Here is a 14,588-nt window from a genome sequence, read left to right as displayed (position 1 = left end):
AATAGTGTTTTTTTAAGAAAATGACATGTTTGCACGGAAATCTGGAGCAAAAAACACTTTTGCACGGAGATGTGGAGCAAAAATTGGAGAAAATGAAGAGGGAAAGTCGCTGCCACAAGAAAATTTATGTAAAAGTGGCATATTTGCACGGAAGATTGGAGCCAAACTTATAGTAAATGCAGTATAGAAAGAAAAACGACACATTTGCACGGAAATCTGGAGCAAAAAACAATTATAACGATTTTTTCAGACACAAAAAGTTCACAAAATGACGAGGAAGGTGAAGTTTAACTGCCATATTAGCAGGGGAAATAATATGTTTACATGGAGAATTGGAGCAAAAAAACACTTTTGCACGGAAATGTGGAGCAAAAAGTGCAGTAACTAATAGTAGATAGATAAAAAGAATGCCCTTATAAAGATTATAAGGGCATTCTTTTTTAGCCTATAGAACTTGTTACGTTTTGATAAATAGAAAGGGGAGCATATTCGTAATCACCGGCTAATAAGTCTTTTACTTCACTTTCTCCCACAGGAATAAAGGTAATCTGAAACACTTGGCCTACTCTTTTATAAGATTGAACAGCTAGTTTTTGTTCGACTAGCTCATCTAAGGCTGTTTCAATTTCGACAAGGTTTTCTTTTTTTCGTCTTTTTCGAAAGCGGACTCTTGTCGAAAAATATAAATAATCTCTTGTGACATTGTATGAAGATTTTGTTTCATAGCAAATGAGACGCTCTTTTTGCATAACGAATAGCAAATGATAAGCGGCGTCTAAACTTAATTTTTCTACTTTATTTTTATAAATACGCACCGTTTGGCGTTGAATATAGTCTCTATATATCACTTCGTTGACGTGAATTTCAGCAATTCGCGTTCCGTTCGGCATCGTAGTAATATCCACAAAGTCAAAAATACCGTAGGCAATTTTCTTATTATGCTGTACTTTTGTCATGCTGTAGTGCTTCATTTTTGTAATTCTTTCTTCTATCATTTGATAGTTGCGCTTACTGTCTGTTTTATAAAGTGCTTTCACAAGGTCACCAATTTTTACGTTAATGATTTTCTGTGTAGCAAACAACTCGTCGCGCTGGCTCATGATTTCTAAAAACACTTTATAATCAAACCGATCTAAATCACTAATCTTGTTTCCATTTTCTTCAGCGTATTCTTTTTCTATTAACAATTCGTAATCTGTCCCGTCTTCAGAGTTATAAGTACTTAAGAAATATTCTTTTCCTTCTTTCTCTAATAGGGGTTGTTCGACGAGAAGCTTTGCTCTTGAGTTAGAGAAAAAAGGGTTCTCTACAGTTGAAAAAGGGCTTTCAATAATACTATGATTTCCGTTTTGGAAGTTTGGGTCCAGTATAGTCAGCCCAATAATAATAGATATATCCGTATGGATTGCTTTTTCTCGCTGGGTCTTGGTTTTTTGATGAATATAAGGATAATCCGTTAAGAAGAAGCTATCTTCTTGACTCCATTCACGTAGAATTCCAATTCGTTTATCAATGACTTCTTCCGGAGATGATACGTTTTCAAACTGTTTGCAAAAGAGTTCTTTTCCGTTCGTTTTATAATAAGCTGTTAGCGCTTTGTATTCTCCAATCAGCTCTTTATTCTTCTTAGGCTTTTTTTGCTCATAATCGCGTATAGCAGCATCTAACCATCTGCGTTTCGTACGATTGAGAAAGTCTTTTTTTAAAATCCTCAACGCCTCGTTTACATCTTTATTTTCAAAGTGCTGCTGATAAAGAGGGAGGATGGTGCTTTCTAAATCACTTTTTATGCTTTCATTATAAACAGATAAGAGGCGTAATTTAGATACTCTATCAATGACTTCGCGTATGAGTAAAGATGAATAATCCATACACATCTAACCTCCTTAACCTTAAGTTAGTCATTTTAATTCTTAGTTGGATAGTGGTTTTAAATCTATTGTAATGCACGAAAGTTCGATGCTACAAACAAAAGACGGCTACTATCTATAGTCTATTTTTCATTATACACGTGCAAAGCAGGAGAAGGGGGAGATTTTCTCATTTTCTTTTTTAGTCATCTGCATTTTGTCATGAAGTATCTACATTTGTCCTGTAGCTTATGTACGGAGAATAGCCGTGTCCGCAAGACTGCTAATTCTGCTACCGAGTTTAATGAACTGATAGAAAGTATCTCAAAATAAAAGGTTATCAGCGACTAAAAGAGAATACTTTGTAAAACTACTAAATCCATACCGGAGGTCATAAATGAACCCTATATTAAATGAAGTAGGCACGGTTTTTATTCCTGTAAAGGACATAAAAAAAGCACGAGATTGGTATTGTGACATACTAGGTTTAATAGCAGATGGAGACATTTTATATGATCATTTATATGTGATACCTATGAATGGAACCGGAATTGTATTAGATAGCAAAACTTATTCAAAAAATACGCTTTTTAAAACGCCAGCATTTCATTTGAATACAAACGATATCAAAGAAGCTTATGAATATATGAAACAGAAAAAAGTAGAGCTAACGACAGGAATTCAACACAATCATTGGTTTACATTTAAAGATCCGGATGGAAATCATCTGATGGTGTGTCAGTGTTGAACCCATGGGAAGATAAAAGACATTAAGACATAACGAAATTACCTCAATCTAAAGACAAACAAATGGGATAAAGGAGTTGAACCGCTTGTGACACCGCTGTTGAGTTCCGTGCAAGAGTTCGCTTTTCGCTGGCAGGCGATGATCCTCCTCAATCCTTCCGCTTTTCACGAAGAAGTCTTCGCCTTGCTCTCCAATCAACAGCCAGAAGTAGCTGCACGAAACTTACGTCCAATATAACAACAAAAAATCCGAACTATTAATCTAATCTGATTAATAGTTCGGATTTAACTTCAACTAAAATAACTTTATACCAGCCTCTTTATTGGCTTGCTTTTGCGTTTTATAGCTTGACAGATTTGTTTCTGAATTGAATCATTCTTACAATATTTATCACAATTGTTTTTGTTACAGCATAAGCCGGAATCGCTAAGATCATTCCGAGTATTCCTGCAATATTACCAGCAACAAGCAATAAAATAATAATCGTTAAAGGATGAGTGTTTAATTTCTTTCCAATTACCAGCGGAGAAATAATGTTCCCATCTAGCTGTTGAACGATTACGACGACGATAATTACTAATATCGCTTTTGTAGGAGAGTATAATAAACCTACGATTAAAGCAGGTGCTACGCCAATAAAAGGGCCGACGTACGGGATAATATTAGTAAGGGCTCCTATTAGTGCGAGTATCAATGCATAAGGCAACCCGATGATGAGGTAACCAATGAATGTACTAATACCGACAAACAAACAAACGAGCATTTGGCCTTGAATATAAGTAGCTAGCGTATTTGTTGTTTCTTTCATTGTACGTAACGTTTCTTTTCGATAAGAAGCAGGAACCATACGCAGCGTATTTTTACGAAGTTTATGGCTGTCTTTGAGCATATAAAAAAGAATGAAAGGAACGGTTACAACCGTAAGTGTAATATTGGTTACGACGCTTAAAACAGATGAAATACTGTTTGTGAGATTCGTAGGTAAAGTAGACGCGTAGTTTAAAAGTGACTCTTCAATATGATCGAGCGACACATATTTTTGTTCAACCAGCCAGTTAAACCATCTTGAGTTAGATAAATCATTTATGTACTCTCTCGTTTCTACAATGTAAGACGGAATATTCTTAGCCAAATCAGTTAATTGTTTAGATAAGGTAGGTCCCACACCGCCCACAATAGAAGCAATTACGCCGATAAAAACAACGTATAATAGTAAAATGGCCAGTGTTTTTGGCACTTTTTTTCTTGTGAGAAATGACACAATTGGTTCGAATAAAAAGAAAAGAAAACCAGCTACAAGAATAGGGAAAAACAAAGTGGAGATAAACACACCGATTGGTAGAAAAACAAACGAAATATGTTTACAAATGTAAATCAGTAAAGCAATCATTAATAGTTCTAATGTCCAAAAATGCAGTTTCGATTTAAACAAAAAGTTACCCTCTTTCTTTACTATTTTTTACTATCATACATCAAAAAAGAAACCCACTGCACGTTAAAAGTGGGCTTTTTAGTCTGTATAACTTTCATTTAAATAAAAATTAGGCTTTTTCCTCTTTATCTTCAGTAGTATCCTCTGAAGTTTTTTTGTCGTCATCCTGTATAATTCCTTCTGCTGCATTTTTAAATTCTCGCAGGGAATGTCCAAATGCTCGTCCTATGTCCGGCAATTTACTTGGTCCAAATACAATTAAGGCAGTAATCCCGATTACGACCATGCTTGTGGCTCCTGGCATGATATCCTCTCCTTTAAAAGCAATGAATATATGAAAATTAAAAAGAGATAGTAAATAAAGTGCATGTTTATACTATTCACTTTTCTCTTTAAAATTCCTTTATTTTAAATGATACGAAAATAAGGTGCAGCGGCTATGTATGATTTAAATGCTAGTAGTGATCCATACGAAGTTAATTATAGCATTAAAGACAGCCTGTTCGCCTTATTAACCAAAAGTCTTCATAAGAATTTGCAAAGCAACGGAGGCAAATACGGCTTGTGGATTCGAGCCTATGAACGTTCTCCCGTCACAAACCTAACGATTCTTCATTCTAATTTCCAGCATGTTGTAACACCATTATTGATGGAAAATGTAAAGGATCCTGTGTTTGAAGAGCTTTGTATAAATGGAAGCTGCATGAACACAAACCGGTAAAAGGTGTGTTTATAATCAGCTGCAAGTAAAAGGCGGAACAAAAGTATCTTAGCCCAAGAAGTATCCGCACAATTAATCGAGAGTATTGATTAATTGTGCGGTCTTTTTTTGTTATGATGATGAACGTGGGTTTAATGTGTTAATAATGGTAAAAACCTGCTCTGTAATTTTTACTATTTTATAGATAAGTCAAATGACTCTTACTAATTGATAGATAACATGTATGAAAGAAATTACTTTTGACGATTGTTTTCTAAGCAATTTATTACCTAAATGTGGATATGGGAAGTGTGAGGGAAGATATATAAAAGAATTATAAAAACATTTGTCTTTGTAAGCGTTTTATTCTTTCTTTTAATAAAGAGCAAAAAAAGGATGTTTTTCTCTAAATTTTTACCATTGAATATTTTGAATAAAGTTCATAAAATAAACTTGTAAGCGTTTTAAAAGATTAGAAAGTATGTATCTTAAAAGTTGAATAGAGAATTATTTATGAAGATAGGAAATGTGATTTTTTTGCTTTTTATCACGGTTTTCGAGTAGACCTTAATAAGTAGCAGCAAATCGTTCATTTAATGAAATAAAGAAATAGATAGGAGTAGAGAAAAATGTACATCGGTGTCGATTATTACCCTGAACATTGGCCAGAGAATATGATAGAAGAAGATATCCAAGGCATTAAAGAGCTAGGATCAAACATGGTGAGAATAGGAGAGTTTGCTTGGCATCTAATGGAGCCTAAAGAAGGTGAATATGACTTTTCCTTTTTTGATAGCGTTATCAATAAGCTTAAAAAACAAAATATTGATGTTATGTTTGGTACGCCTACTGCCACTTTTCCGGCTTGGCTTGCGAAACAGCATCCTTCTATTTTATCAAAAGATGAGAACGGGGCGGTCAGAGCCTTTGGAGGAAGACGTCAATATTGTTTTAATTCGCCTCTTTACCGGAAGTATAGCGCTCAGATTACAGAACAATTAGTAAAACAATACAGCTCAGAAGACGCAATCGTAGCATGGCAAGTTGACAATGAATTTGGCCATGAAGGCAGTGACATGTGTTACTGCGAACAATGTCATAAAGAGTTTCAGCAGTTTTTAGAAAGAAAATACAAAGACATCAATGAGTTAAATGAGAAGTATGGCACTATTTTCTGGGGACAAACATATAACGAGTTTACTGAAGTGCCTATGCCTGTAAAAACAATTACGACCCACAGCCCTTCGTTAAAGCTTGACTGGGCGCGCTTTCGCTCTTTTTCGTTAAACAGATACGCTCACGAACAAACAGCGATTGTAAAGAAATATAAAGGTGATCACCAGCTGTTGACAACGAACGTATCAGGAGGCTTCTTTGATAAATGGTTTGATCATGAAGAAAATCTAGAAGTAATGGACTTTGTATCTTATGACAATTATCCGGTATGGGGCGGTCAAACAGAGCCAATTACCCCGGCTCATATTGCACTAGGGCATGATTTTAATAGAGGTTTGCTACATAAAAACTTCTGGATTGTAGAGGAATTAATGGGCGCTCAAGGTCATGATGTCATCGGTTATCTTCCGCGACCTAACCAGGCAAAGATGTGGTCTTATCAGGCTTTTGCTCATGGATGTACGAATATGCTGTATTTCCGTTGGCGCGGAATGACAAGAGGAGCCGAGCAGTACTGCTATGGAGTTGTAGGTCACGATAATCACTATGGAAGACGCTACAAAGAAGTTCAGTCGTTATTTAGTGAAATCGTTCATTATGAACATGTACTTGAGTCTGATATTAAATCCGACGTTGCCGTTTTGTATGACTATGAAAATATATGGTCATGGCGCTTTCAGCAGCAAAGTGAAGGATTTGACTTTACGCAAGAGCTGCTTCGAGGATATACACCGTTTTATAAGTTGAATACACCTATTGATGTTATTCCTGCTGCGAGAGATTTTTCAAGCTATAAAGTACTGGTTGTTCCAGCTTTGCAAATAATTGATGAAGAACTAGGTAAGAGATTTACTGAATTTACTGAAAACGGAGGCGTCATCGTTTTTACGTTTAGAACCGGCATTAAAGACAAACAAAATAATATTCACTTTAAACAGACGCTGCCTGGATATGTAAAAGAAATAACAGGCATCGAAATTCATGAAGTGGAAGCACTGTCTTCTACTCAAAAAGCAGCCATTAAAGGGGTAGGACCGTATGAAGGAGAGCAGTCAAGTGCGTCCGTGTGGAGAGACATTGTCACACCTGTAACAGCTGAAGTGCTGTATGAGTATGATGATCCATTCTATAATCAAGCCGCTGTAACAAAAAATCAGTTTGGTCGCGGGACGGTTTATTATGTAGGCTGTGGAATTGAAGGGCAAACGTTTGAAAAAATTGCGCTTGATATTGTAAAACAGCAGCAGATTGAGCATACGGAAAGTGAAGAGGGGATTGAAGTATATCCTCGCAAGCTTGGAGAGAAAAGTTATTACTTCCTTATGAACCATACGCCAGAACTAAAAGTATTTAAAGATATTGTTCTGCAGCCTTACGAAAGTCGAGTTGTAGAAAACATGTAGTAGCAACAGGAGACTAGAATCTCATAAAGCAATGAGATTCTAGTCACTCATAATATGATATGAAAGCGTTTTATAGGAGAAGGGAGTTAGGTTATATGAGCATGGGGGTACAGTCAAAAGTTTCTCTGAAAACCGTACTATCATACGGAATGGGAAGCTTTGGAAACAATATTATTTATGCATTAACAAGTACATATTTAATGATTTTTTATACGGACAGCGTAGGATTAAATGCCGCAGCTGTAGGAACTTTATTTCTTATTGCTAGGATATGGGATGGGATTGCAGACATTATTATCGGAATGATTGTTGATAATACAGAAACGAGATTTGGTAAGTTTAGGCCTTATCTTTTAATAGGCGGATTTTTTGCAGCTGTTGCTACAGTCGCGTGTTTTATTAGTCCTGATCTTTCTCATACAGGAAAATTAATTTACGCTTATATCACCTATATCGCATGGGGAACAAGCTTTGCTATTATGGATATTCCCTATTGGTCGCTTTCAGCAACGATTACACAAGATGTAAAAGAACGAAATAAAGTAGTGGCGTTTCCTAGAACCATTGCAGCAGTAGGGTCTTTATTTGCTAGTTTATTAACTCTTCCACTAGCTCATTATTTTGGAAACTGGTTTATGCTGAGTCTTATTTATGCGTGTATCTTAATGATTACAATGATTATTACATTTTCAGGAGTAAAAGAAAACTATACCGTAAAAAGACAGGAAAAGCAGACGCCAAAAGCAGTTTGGAACTTATTTATTCAAAATAAACCGTTGCGTTATCTAATTTTCTCGATGCTTTTAGTTGAAACGATTTTAACAATTCGAACTACGTTTTCTATTTACTATTTTAAATACAATTTAAATGCAGAGAATATCGCGTCTCTTTATTTAACCTTATTTTTCACAGCACAAATTGTAGGAGCGATCGCGTCTCCTTTCATTTCAAATAAATTTGGAAAGAAACGCGCAGCAATAGGAGGAATTGCCCTAAATGCTGTAGCTACTCTTACAATGTTTGCAACCGGTTTTCACGTTATGCCGGTGATGATTTTAAGCTTTTTAGCTTCTTTCGGCGGTGGAGTTAGCAACATTGCTCAAACATCTATGCTCGCTGACTGTGTAGAATACGGCGAGTGGAAAACGGGGAACCGAGCGGAAGGAATGGTGTTTTCTACGAATATTTTCAAAACAAAGGTTGCTTCAGCACTGGGTGGAGCAGTAGGAGGGTACATCCTTTCAGCGGTAGGGTACATGCCAAATCAAATTCAGTCACACAGCACGCTCATTTGGATTGCTTTAATCTTTACGATCATTCCAGGCATCCTTTGCTTGTTATCACTTATCCCACTCGTAAAATATGAGTTGACGGAAAAGAGATATTTAGAAATTTTACAGGATATGAAAAAGCGATCAGGCCGCATAAAAGAAAAACCGGCTATGAAAGTATCTAGCTAATTAAATTTAGCATAAACATTGTACACAAAAACAACAAGAAAAAAAGACTGCATTTTCTCAGCTCCTCTTGCTATGATGTCAGGTAGACAGATATCAATGTAAAGAGGAGTTTTGTTTATGTTTATTAATTTTTCAAAAGAAGATAAAGATAAAATGCTGAGTGAAATTCAAACGTTTTTTTATAACGAACGAGATGAAGAAATAAGTGAATTTGCAGCAGAAAGTGTATTAGAGTTTATTAAAGAACATATTGGTCCCCACTTTTATAACCAAGCCATTAAGGATGCAGAAGATATTATGAACCAAGTCATGCTTTCTGCAGAAGAAAATTTACATGCATTAAAAAAACCGATTGAAAAGTAGTTCAAAAAAGAAAATATGAAATAGGAAAAAAGCGTTTTATGTATAAAAACATAAAGCGCTTTTGTTTGTCTATGAAACAAATTATTTGTTCGACCAAGTGATATATGATACATTCGTTTTAAGATAAAACTAACGTTAACGTAAAGGTTATATATTTGAAGTGTTTTGATTTCACTCGATGAGGGCATAACTTCAGCAAGCAGGGACATAATGAGGTAATTATATGAGGAAAGAAGGGACTATGCGTGAGCAACATTATGAAAGATCAGCTAACAAAATCTATTGTGAAAGCAAATGAAAATCGTTTAACGGATAATAGTGATTTTGATATCTATCAAGAGCTGGAAAATGTGCTTCAAGGGGTCGGTTTATCAGCAAAAGACAGCGGAGGAAGCATTACGTTTTACGGAGAAGATCCGGTTGTTCCTAGTACGCTGCGCCTTGCCTCAGCAGCAGCTATTGCACTAGCTGCTAAATCAGTAGCTGTCTCAAACATTTGGAGAATACGCGGAGGAAAAGGTCAAGATATTCATATGGATTTACGAAAAGCGATCCGAAGATTATCACCTTTTTACGATAAAAAATGGGAAAAGCTTAATGGGTACGCACCAAGTAAAGCAAATGACCCATATAACCCATTAGGCTTTCGCTTTTATCAAACAAAAGATGATAAATGGGTGATGCCGCTGAATCCATATCCACGCTCTAAGCACGAAACGCTAAAGCTGTTAAATTGTATAGAAGATCCTGATGCAGTCGCAAAAGCCATTCGCGGTTGGAATGCAGAAGAATTAGAAAAAGCTGCAGCGGAGCGAGGAGTTATCATGCCTGTTGTGCGGACAATTGAAGAGTTTATGAAAGAAACCGTGTATGAAGAAATAGCGCAGCTTCCTTTAATTGAAATTGAAAAGATTGGAGAAAGTGAGCCGATTCCTTTTTCAAAGAATCCTAAAACGCCGCTAGATGGTATTCGAGCATTAGGGCTTGGTCATGTTATTGCAGGAGCAGGATTTGGTAGAGCTCTCGCTTTACACGGTGCGGACGTCTTAAATATTTGGAAGCCAACGGATTGGGAGCATGATACGATTTACGCTACGTCTAATGTCGGTATGCGCTCTTCAACGCTGGATATCGGTGAAAAAGAAGGAAAAGAAAAAATGGTTGAACTTCTACAAGGAGCAGATATCTTTTTTGCGAACCGTCGATACGGATTCCTAGAGAGATACGGTCTAACAGCTGAAGAGTGTGCAAAATTAAAACCTGGAATCATCCACTGCACCGTTAACCTGCATGGAACGCAAGGAGACTGGGCAAAAAGAAATGGATTTGACCAAACAGCGGGAAGCGTAACGGGAGTCATGGCGTTAGAAGGATCGCCAGAAAATCCTAAGCTGCCTCCTATTGTAGTGGTAAATGATTATGCGGTTTCTTGGCTGCTTGAAGTTGGTGCTTTAATGGCACTAGAAAGAAGAGCAAAAGAAGGAGGCAGCTACCGCGTGCGTGTATCATTAGATCGCGTATCTTTATGGATTTTATCAATGGGCATCTATGAGAAAGCGTACGCTCATCAAACAGCTGGTTCGTCAGAGAAGCATGAGTACATTGCACCGGATCTCTTTACGGCCCAAACACCTTTAGGATTGTACCAAGGGCTTACAGAACAAATCGAAATGTCGGAAACTCCAGGGGAATATAAAACGGTTCTGGTTCCTCGAGGTTCTTCACGCCCAGAGTGGTTGTGATAACAAGGGGCTGAGACAAAAGTATTTTAGTTAAAAAAAATCCGAACGATGAATCGAGATTCTTGATAAAGAATCCAACTCGTTCGGATTTTTTCATGGTGATGGTGAACGTGGATTTTGTATATTCTGTTGCTTCTAACTGTTGATTGGAGGGCAAGGCGAAGACTCCTGCGGGAAAAGCGGAACAGGTGAGACCCCTCAGGAGTATAAGCGACGAGGAGACTCACCGGCCGCCCGCGGAAAGCGAAGCCTTGAACAAAAATCAATTCAATCCAATTCGCTCGCCTTTGGATTAAAATGATTTGGGTATGTCCAAACCTCATTTTGAGAGGCACATTTAAAATGAAAAATAAGAAAAAATATTTGAATAATTATATGATTTCTTATATAATAGCGAAAAGGATGAGGAGTTGACTTGTAATGGAAAACTATACGTCCCGCAAAATGACACAAGAAGAAGTAAAAGTATCAGACGCGACAGCAGCTCAACTAGTGCTAAACAAATCTCTTCGTGACTTTAAAAAAGCACAGCTTTTACTGCAAATTGATCAGTCTTTAGAAAAAAGAGATAAAGAAACTTTTTTACGTTTAACTGAAGAGTTAAAAGAAGTTTGTTAAATAACCTACTAACATAAACAATCAGCCTTTGCTCACTAGAAGCAAAGGCTTTTTATATGGAAAAAAACGGATAAATGTTTTATTTTTTCTGAAAGCGGTAAAAGTATAGTATGGATGATAAAGCAAAAATCAAGAAGTCTCTTACTTTATTATTTTTTGCTTTATCATCTACAGCATCTAGATGGCAGCGCATCATGAAAGAACAAAAAGAGAGAGGGTTCTTTATATGTATAACAAAATCTTAGTCGCCTTTGACGGTTCGGCACCTTCTATTCGTGCTCTTCAACATGCAAGTAAACTAGCTAAAAGCGTAAATGCTAATAAGTTGACCATTTTACATATTAAGGAAAGAATTCACTTGCAGCAGCCCGTTTTTAGCGTTGACTTAGACGCACTGATAGAAGAAGAAAACCGCGATATTTTATCTGAAGCTCACAATCATTTAACTCAATCAGGTATTCCATATGAGGCATACGGTTTAGAGGGGACCGCTTCAAAGAAAATTATCGAATACGCACATGACAATCAACAAAACGTCATTGTAATAGGAAGTCGAGGAAAGGGCTTTGTGAAAGAGACATTTTTAGGAAGTGTAAGTCACGAAGTTGCTCAATCTGCAGAATGTCCTGTTATCATTGTTAAATAAAAAGAGGCTGGGACAAAAGTATTTTAGTTGAAGGAAAATCCGAACGATGAATCGAGATTCTTGATGGAGAATCCAACTCGTTCGGATTTTTTGTTGATTTTATTGATATAGTGAACGCAGGTTTCCTGTATATAGGTGCTTCTAGCTGTGGATTGGAGGGATTTTGTTATGTCTCCATCTTTTTTTGCTTTTGGATTATGTAGTGCTGCGTGCTTAGTGAGTTCGAAATTTACGTTATGATAAACGTATTTTATACGCTAAGCTGTCAGATACCTGTGGTAAACTGTCAGAGAATAATGGTTATTTAATCATGTATGCTTTATTCTGCACAGTTTCTTCAATTATTACTTCTATAATGAAAGCAAAGGATGTGAATAAATGAATCGAATTTCTATTAAGCTCGGACTCTTGTTTTTAATGTTCATTTTACTAATTGAAGCTGCGCTCTTTTTTTACTTGTATAGCGGTCTTGCCAACACACGAATTTCAGAGGAATTAGAAAGTTTGCGTTTAAGAGGAAACAGTCACCGGGAAGTATTAGAGAAGCATCATGATGCAGCTACGCTTAACCATGTTGCACTGATGGAATCTGAAGCAGAAACTGATGTTGTCATAACAGATAAAACAGGGAAAATTATCAGTTCGTCTAGGCCTTTAATTCAAGGTGCAAGAAAAGCAGTAGAGAAATGGAAAGGAAAGTCTCTTACATACAAAGGTGAAATTATGCAAGGCGACTGGAAAAGCAAACCTTATATCGCTACAGCATCACCTATTAAAAAAGGCCGTCAGCAGTTTGGGACGGTTTATATGTTCAAAAACACAAATGATATTCACGAAATGATTGCGAGACTGCAGCATCATTTTTACGTAGCGGGAGCTGTTTCCGTTTTATTTTCGATTGTGACTATTTTTGCTCTGTCTAAATTTATAACCGCTCCTTTAATCAAGATGAAAAAAGCAACAGAGAAGCTGAGTCAAGGGGATTTGTCTGTAAAGCTTGGTGCTCATTCAAGAGATGAACTTGGACAATTAGGAATGTCCATTCAGTCGCTAGCAAATGAGCTGCAGCGGTTACGAAAAGAGAGAAATGAATTTTTAAGCAGCATTTCACATGAACTTCAAACTCCTTTGATGTATTTAAAGGGCTATGCGGACGTAGCGAGAAGACCTTCTAATACACCGCAAGAACGTGATAAATATCTTGCCATTGTGGAAGAAGAAGCGGAAAGAATTTCACAGTTAGTCAAAGATTTGTTTCAGCTGGCGCAGCTGGATCAGCACACATTTTTTATTCAAAAACAAAAAGTAGAACTGGCTACGTATTTGCACACCATATGCGCACATTTTCATTTAGCTTTAAAAGAAAAAGAGATGGAGCTGGACATAAGCTGCCCTCAAGACCTTTACGTTTCACTAGATCCTGAAAGATTTCAGCAAGTGATTATCAATTTACTTGATAACGCAATGAAATATTCAAAAGAAGGGGCTAAAATTGATTTAATTGTAAAAAAATCAGCTGAATCATTGACAATAACTCTTAAAGATCAAGGAATAGGTATTCCAGAAAAAGATCTGCCTTATGTATTTGACAAGCTGTATCGAGTGGAAAAATCTCGCTCGAGAAAAAGCGGAGGTTACGGATTAGGCTTATCAATTGTAAAGGAGATTGTAGAAGCTCATGGAGGAGAAATAACAATCATAAGCGAGGTGGGAAAAGGAACGGCTGTAGAGATTGTATTAAGAGAGGATGGATAGGATGGCCACTATTTTATTAGTAGATGACGAAGCAAGGATGCTGGATTTACTAGAACTTTATCTGCTGCCAAACGGATTTACATGTATAAAATTTGAAAAAGGCACAGAAGCGCTGCGCTATCTTTATGAAGGTAACAAAGCAGATTTGATGTTATTAGATATTATGATGCCAAGCGAAGATGGATGGGAGATTTGCCAAAAAGTAAGAAAAATGTCTGATCTACCGGTCATTATGCTCACAGCCCGCAGCCAAACGTTAGATGTAGTAAAAGGATTAAATATAGGTGCAGACGACTATATTACTAAACCGTTTAGTGAAGAAGAATTGGTTGCACGTATCAGCGCGGTTCTTAGACGCTCCTCAAAAGAAAAGAATGAAATCACCTATAAAGGGTTAGTATGGAGCAAGGAAGACCACCTATTACAATATAAAAAGCAGCACATTCAAGTGACGCCTAAAGAGTTTGAATTAGTGGGGTTACTTCTTCAGCATTTAAATCGTGTGTTCAGCCGGGACGACTTGCTTGTGTTAGTGTGGGGATATGAGGCTGAGATTGGAGATCGTACTATTGACTCCCATGTGCGAAATGTTCGGGATAAGCTTAGAAAAGCGGGTTTTCCTGTAGACGAATACTTGCAAACCGTATGGGGAATAGGCTATAAGTGGGTTGATGTTAGTTGAAAATGATATGAGC

15 protein-coding genes are annotated in these 14,588 nt (G+C 36.9%); 12 read left to right on the top strand and 3 right to left on the bottom strand.

Annotated elements, in window-relative coordinates:
* Positions 1-440: 440 nt before the first annotated feature.
* Entirely contained in the window at positions 441-1,871 is a 1,431-nt protein-coding gene (locus tag AC3WJG_RS19895; protein ID WP_098333327.1) for a hypothetical protein, read from the bottom strand.
* Positions 1,872-2,247: 376 nt separating this feature from the next.
* Between AC3WJG_RS19895 and AC3WJG_RS19890 the strand changes: the two genes are divergently transcribed.
* On the top strand, positions 2,248-2,598 hold the full coding sequence (locus AC3WJG_RS19890) for a VOC family protein (protein WP_013056601.1): 351 nt from the start codon (positions 2,248-2,250) through the stop codon (positions 2,596-2,598).
* An 87-nt stretch (positions 2,599-2,685) separates the two neighbouring features.
* Complete coding sequence (locus AC3WJG_RS19885; protein WP_221840403.1) at positions 2,686-2,835, top strand: hypothetical protein; 150 nt, start codon at positions 2,686-2,688, stop codon at positions 2,833-2,835.
* 103 nt (positions 2,836-2,938) lie between these two features.
* Here AC3WJG_RS19885 and AC3WJG_RS19880 read toward each other — a convergent pair whose 3' ends face one another.
* A complete protein-coding gene (locus AC3WJG_RS19880) occupies positions 2,939-4,030 on the bottom strand; it encodes an AI-2E family transporter (protein ID WP_016763781.1) in 1,092 nt (363 codons plus the stop codon).
* Positions 4,031-4,139: 109 nt separating this feature from the next.
* Positions 4,140-4,334, bottom strand: coding sequence for a twin-arginine translocase TatA/TatE family subunit (locus AC3WJG_RS19875; RefSeq protein ID WP_098333326.1), 195 nt, complete (start codon positions 4,332-4,334; stop codon positions 4,140-4,142).
* Between the two features lie 135 nt (positions 4,335-4,469).
* Between AC3WJG_RS19875 and AC3WJG_RS19870 the strand changes: the two genes are divergently transcribed.
* From AC3WJG_RS19870 to AC3WJG_RS19825, 10 genes are all read left to right on the top strand, one after another.
* A complete protein-coding gene (locus AC3WJG_RS19870) occupies positions 4,470-4,751 on the top strand; it encodes a hypothetical protein (protein ID WP_176526102.1) in 282 nt (93 codons plus the stop codon).
* 608 nt (positions 4,752-5,359) lie between these two features.
* The gene (locus tag AC3WJG_RS19865) at positions 5,360-7,309 is read left to right on the top strand and encodes a beta-galactosidase (RefSeq protein WP_253352697.1); all 1,950 of its coding nucleotides are present in this window, start codon (positions 5,360-5,362) and stop codon (positions 7,307-7,309) included.
* 95 nt (positions 7,310-7,404) lie between these two features.
* Positions 7,405-8,769 (top strand): glycoside-pentoside-hexuronide (GPH):cation symporter, encoded by a 1,365-nt coding sequence (locus tag AC3WJG_RS19860; protein ID WP_060747453.1) that lies wholly within the window; start codon positions 7,405-7,407, stop codon positions 8,767-8,769.
* Positions 8,770-8,886: 117 nt separating this feature from the next.
* Entirely contained in the window at positions 8,887-9,132 is a 246-nt protein-coding gene (locus AC3WJG_RS19855) for a DUF2164 domain-containing protein (RefSeq protein WP_264388015.1), read from the top strand.
* A 245-nt stretch (positions 9,133-9,377) separates the two neighbouring features.
* Positions 9,378-10,874, top strand: coding sequence for a CoA transferase (locus AC3WJG_RS19850; protein ID WP_337134068.1), 1,497 nt, complete (start codon positions 9,378-9,380; stop codon positions 10,872-10,874).
* A 142-nt stretch (positions 10,875-11,016) separates the two neighbouring features.
* Complete coding sequence (locus AC3WJG_RS19845; RefSeq protein ID WP_176526438.1) at positions 11,017-11,175, top strand: hypothetical protein; 159 nt, start codon at positions 11,017-11,019, stop codon at positions 11,173-11,175.
* A 119-nt stretch (positions 11,176-11,294) separates the two neighbouring features.
* Positions 11,295-11,492, top strand: coding sequence for an IDEAL domain-containing protein (locus AC3WJG_RS19840; protein ID WP_013056608.1), 198 nt, complete (start codon positions 11,295-11,297; stop codon positions 11,490-11,492).
* Positions 11,493-11,718: 226 nt separating this feature from the next.
* Positions 11,719-12,138 carry a universal stress protein gene (locus AC3WJG_RS19835; protein ID WP_337134067.1) on the top strand — a complete coding sequence of 140 codons (420 nt, stop codon included), beginning with the start codon at positions 11,719-11,721 and terminating at the stop codon, positions 12,136-12,138.
* A gap of 378 nt (positions 12,139-12,516) precedes the next feature.
* Positions 12,517-13,893 carry a sensor histidine kinase gene (locus AC3WJG_RS19830; RefSeq protein WP_337134066.1) on the top strand — a complete coding sequence of 459 codons (1,377 nt, stop codon included), beginning with the start codon at positions 12,517-12,519 and terminating at the stop codon, positions 13,891-13,893.
* A gap of 1 nt (position 13,894) precedes the next feature.
* Entirely contained in the window at positions 13,895-14,575 is a 681-nt protein-coding gene (locus AC3WJG_RS19825) for a response regulator transcription factor (protein WP_028408851.1), read from the top strand.
* The last annotated feature ends 13 nt before the right edge of the window (positions 14,576-14,588 follow it).

The organism is Priestia sp. FW507-14D1A, from assembly GCF_058781295.1.
The sequence above is the reverse complement of the archived record's forward strand: the minus strand, read 5'-3'. Positions and strand labels throughout refer to the sequence as shown.

Bases quoted from the DNA above. Each gene is read 5' to 3' on its own strand.
- AC3WJG_RS19895 (WP_098333327.1), bottom strand. From the start codon at position 1,871: ATGGATTATTCATCTTTACTCATACGCGAAGTCATTGATAGAGTATCT.
- AC3WJG_RS19890 (WP_013056601.1), top strand. From the start codon at position 2,248: ATGAACCCTATATTAAATGAAGTAGGCACGGTTTTTATTCCTGTAAAG.
- AC3WJG_RS19875 (WP_098333326.1), bottom strand. From the start codon at position 4,334: ATGCCAGGAGCCACAAGCATGGTCGTAATCGGGATTACTGCCTTAATT.
- AC3WJG_RS19870 (WP_176526102.1), top strand. From the start codon at position 4,470: ATGTATGATTTAAATGCTAGTAGTGATCCATACGAAGTTAATTATAGC.
- AC3WJG_RS19865 (WP_253352697.1), top strand. From the start codon at position 5,360: ATGTACATCGGTGTCGATTATTACCCTGAACATTGGCCAGAGAATATG.
- AC3WJG_RS19860 (WP_060747453.1), top strand. From the start codon at position 7,405: ATGAGCATGGGGGTACAGTCAAAAGTTTCTCTGAAAACCGTACTATCA.
- AC3WJG_RS19855 (WP_264388015.1), top strand. From the start codon at position 8,887: ATGTTTATTAATTTTTCAAAAGAAGATAAAGATAAAATGCTGAGTGAA.
- AC3WJG_RS19840 (WP_013056608.1), top strand. From the start codon at position 11,295: ATGGAAAACTATACGTCCCGCAAAATGACACAAGAAGAAGTAAAAGTA.
- AC3WJG_RS19835 (WP_337134067.1), top strand. From the start codon at position 11,719: ATGTATAACAAAATCTTAGTCGCCTTTGACGGTTCGGCACCTTCTATT.
- AC3WJG_RS19830 (WP_337134066.1), top strand. From the start codon at position 12,517: ATGAATCGAATTTCTATTAAGCTCGGACTCTTGTTTTTAATGTTCATT.
- AC3WJG_RS19825 (WP_028408851.1), top strand. From the start codon at position 13,895: ATGGCCACTATTTTATTAGTAGATGACGAAGCAAGGATGCTGGATTTA.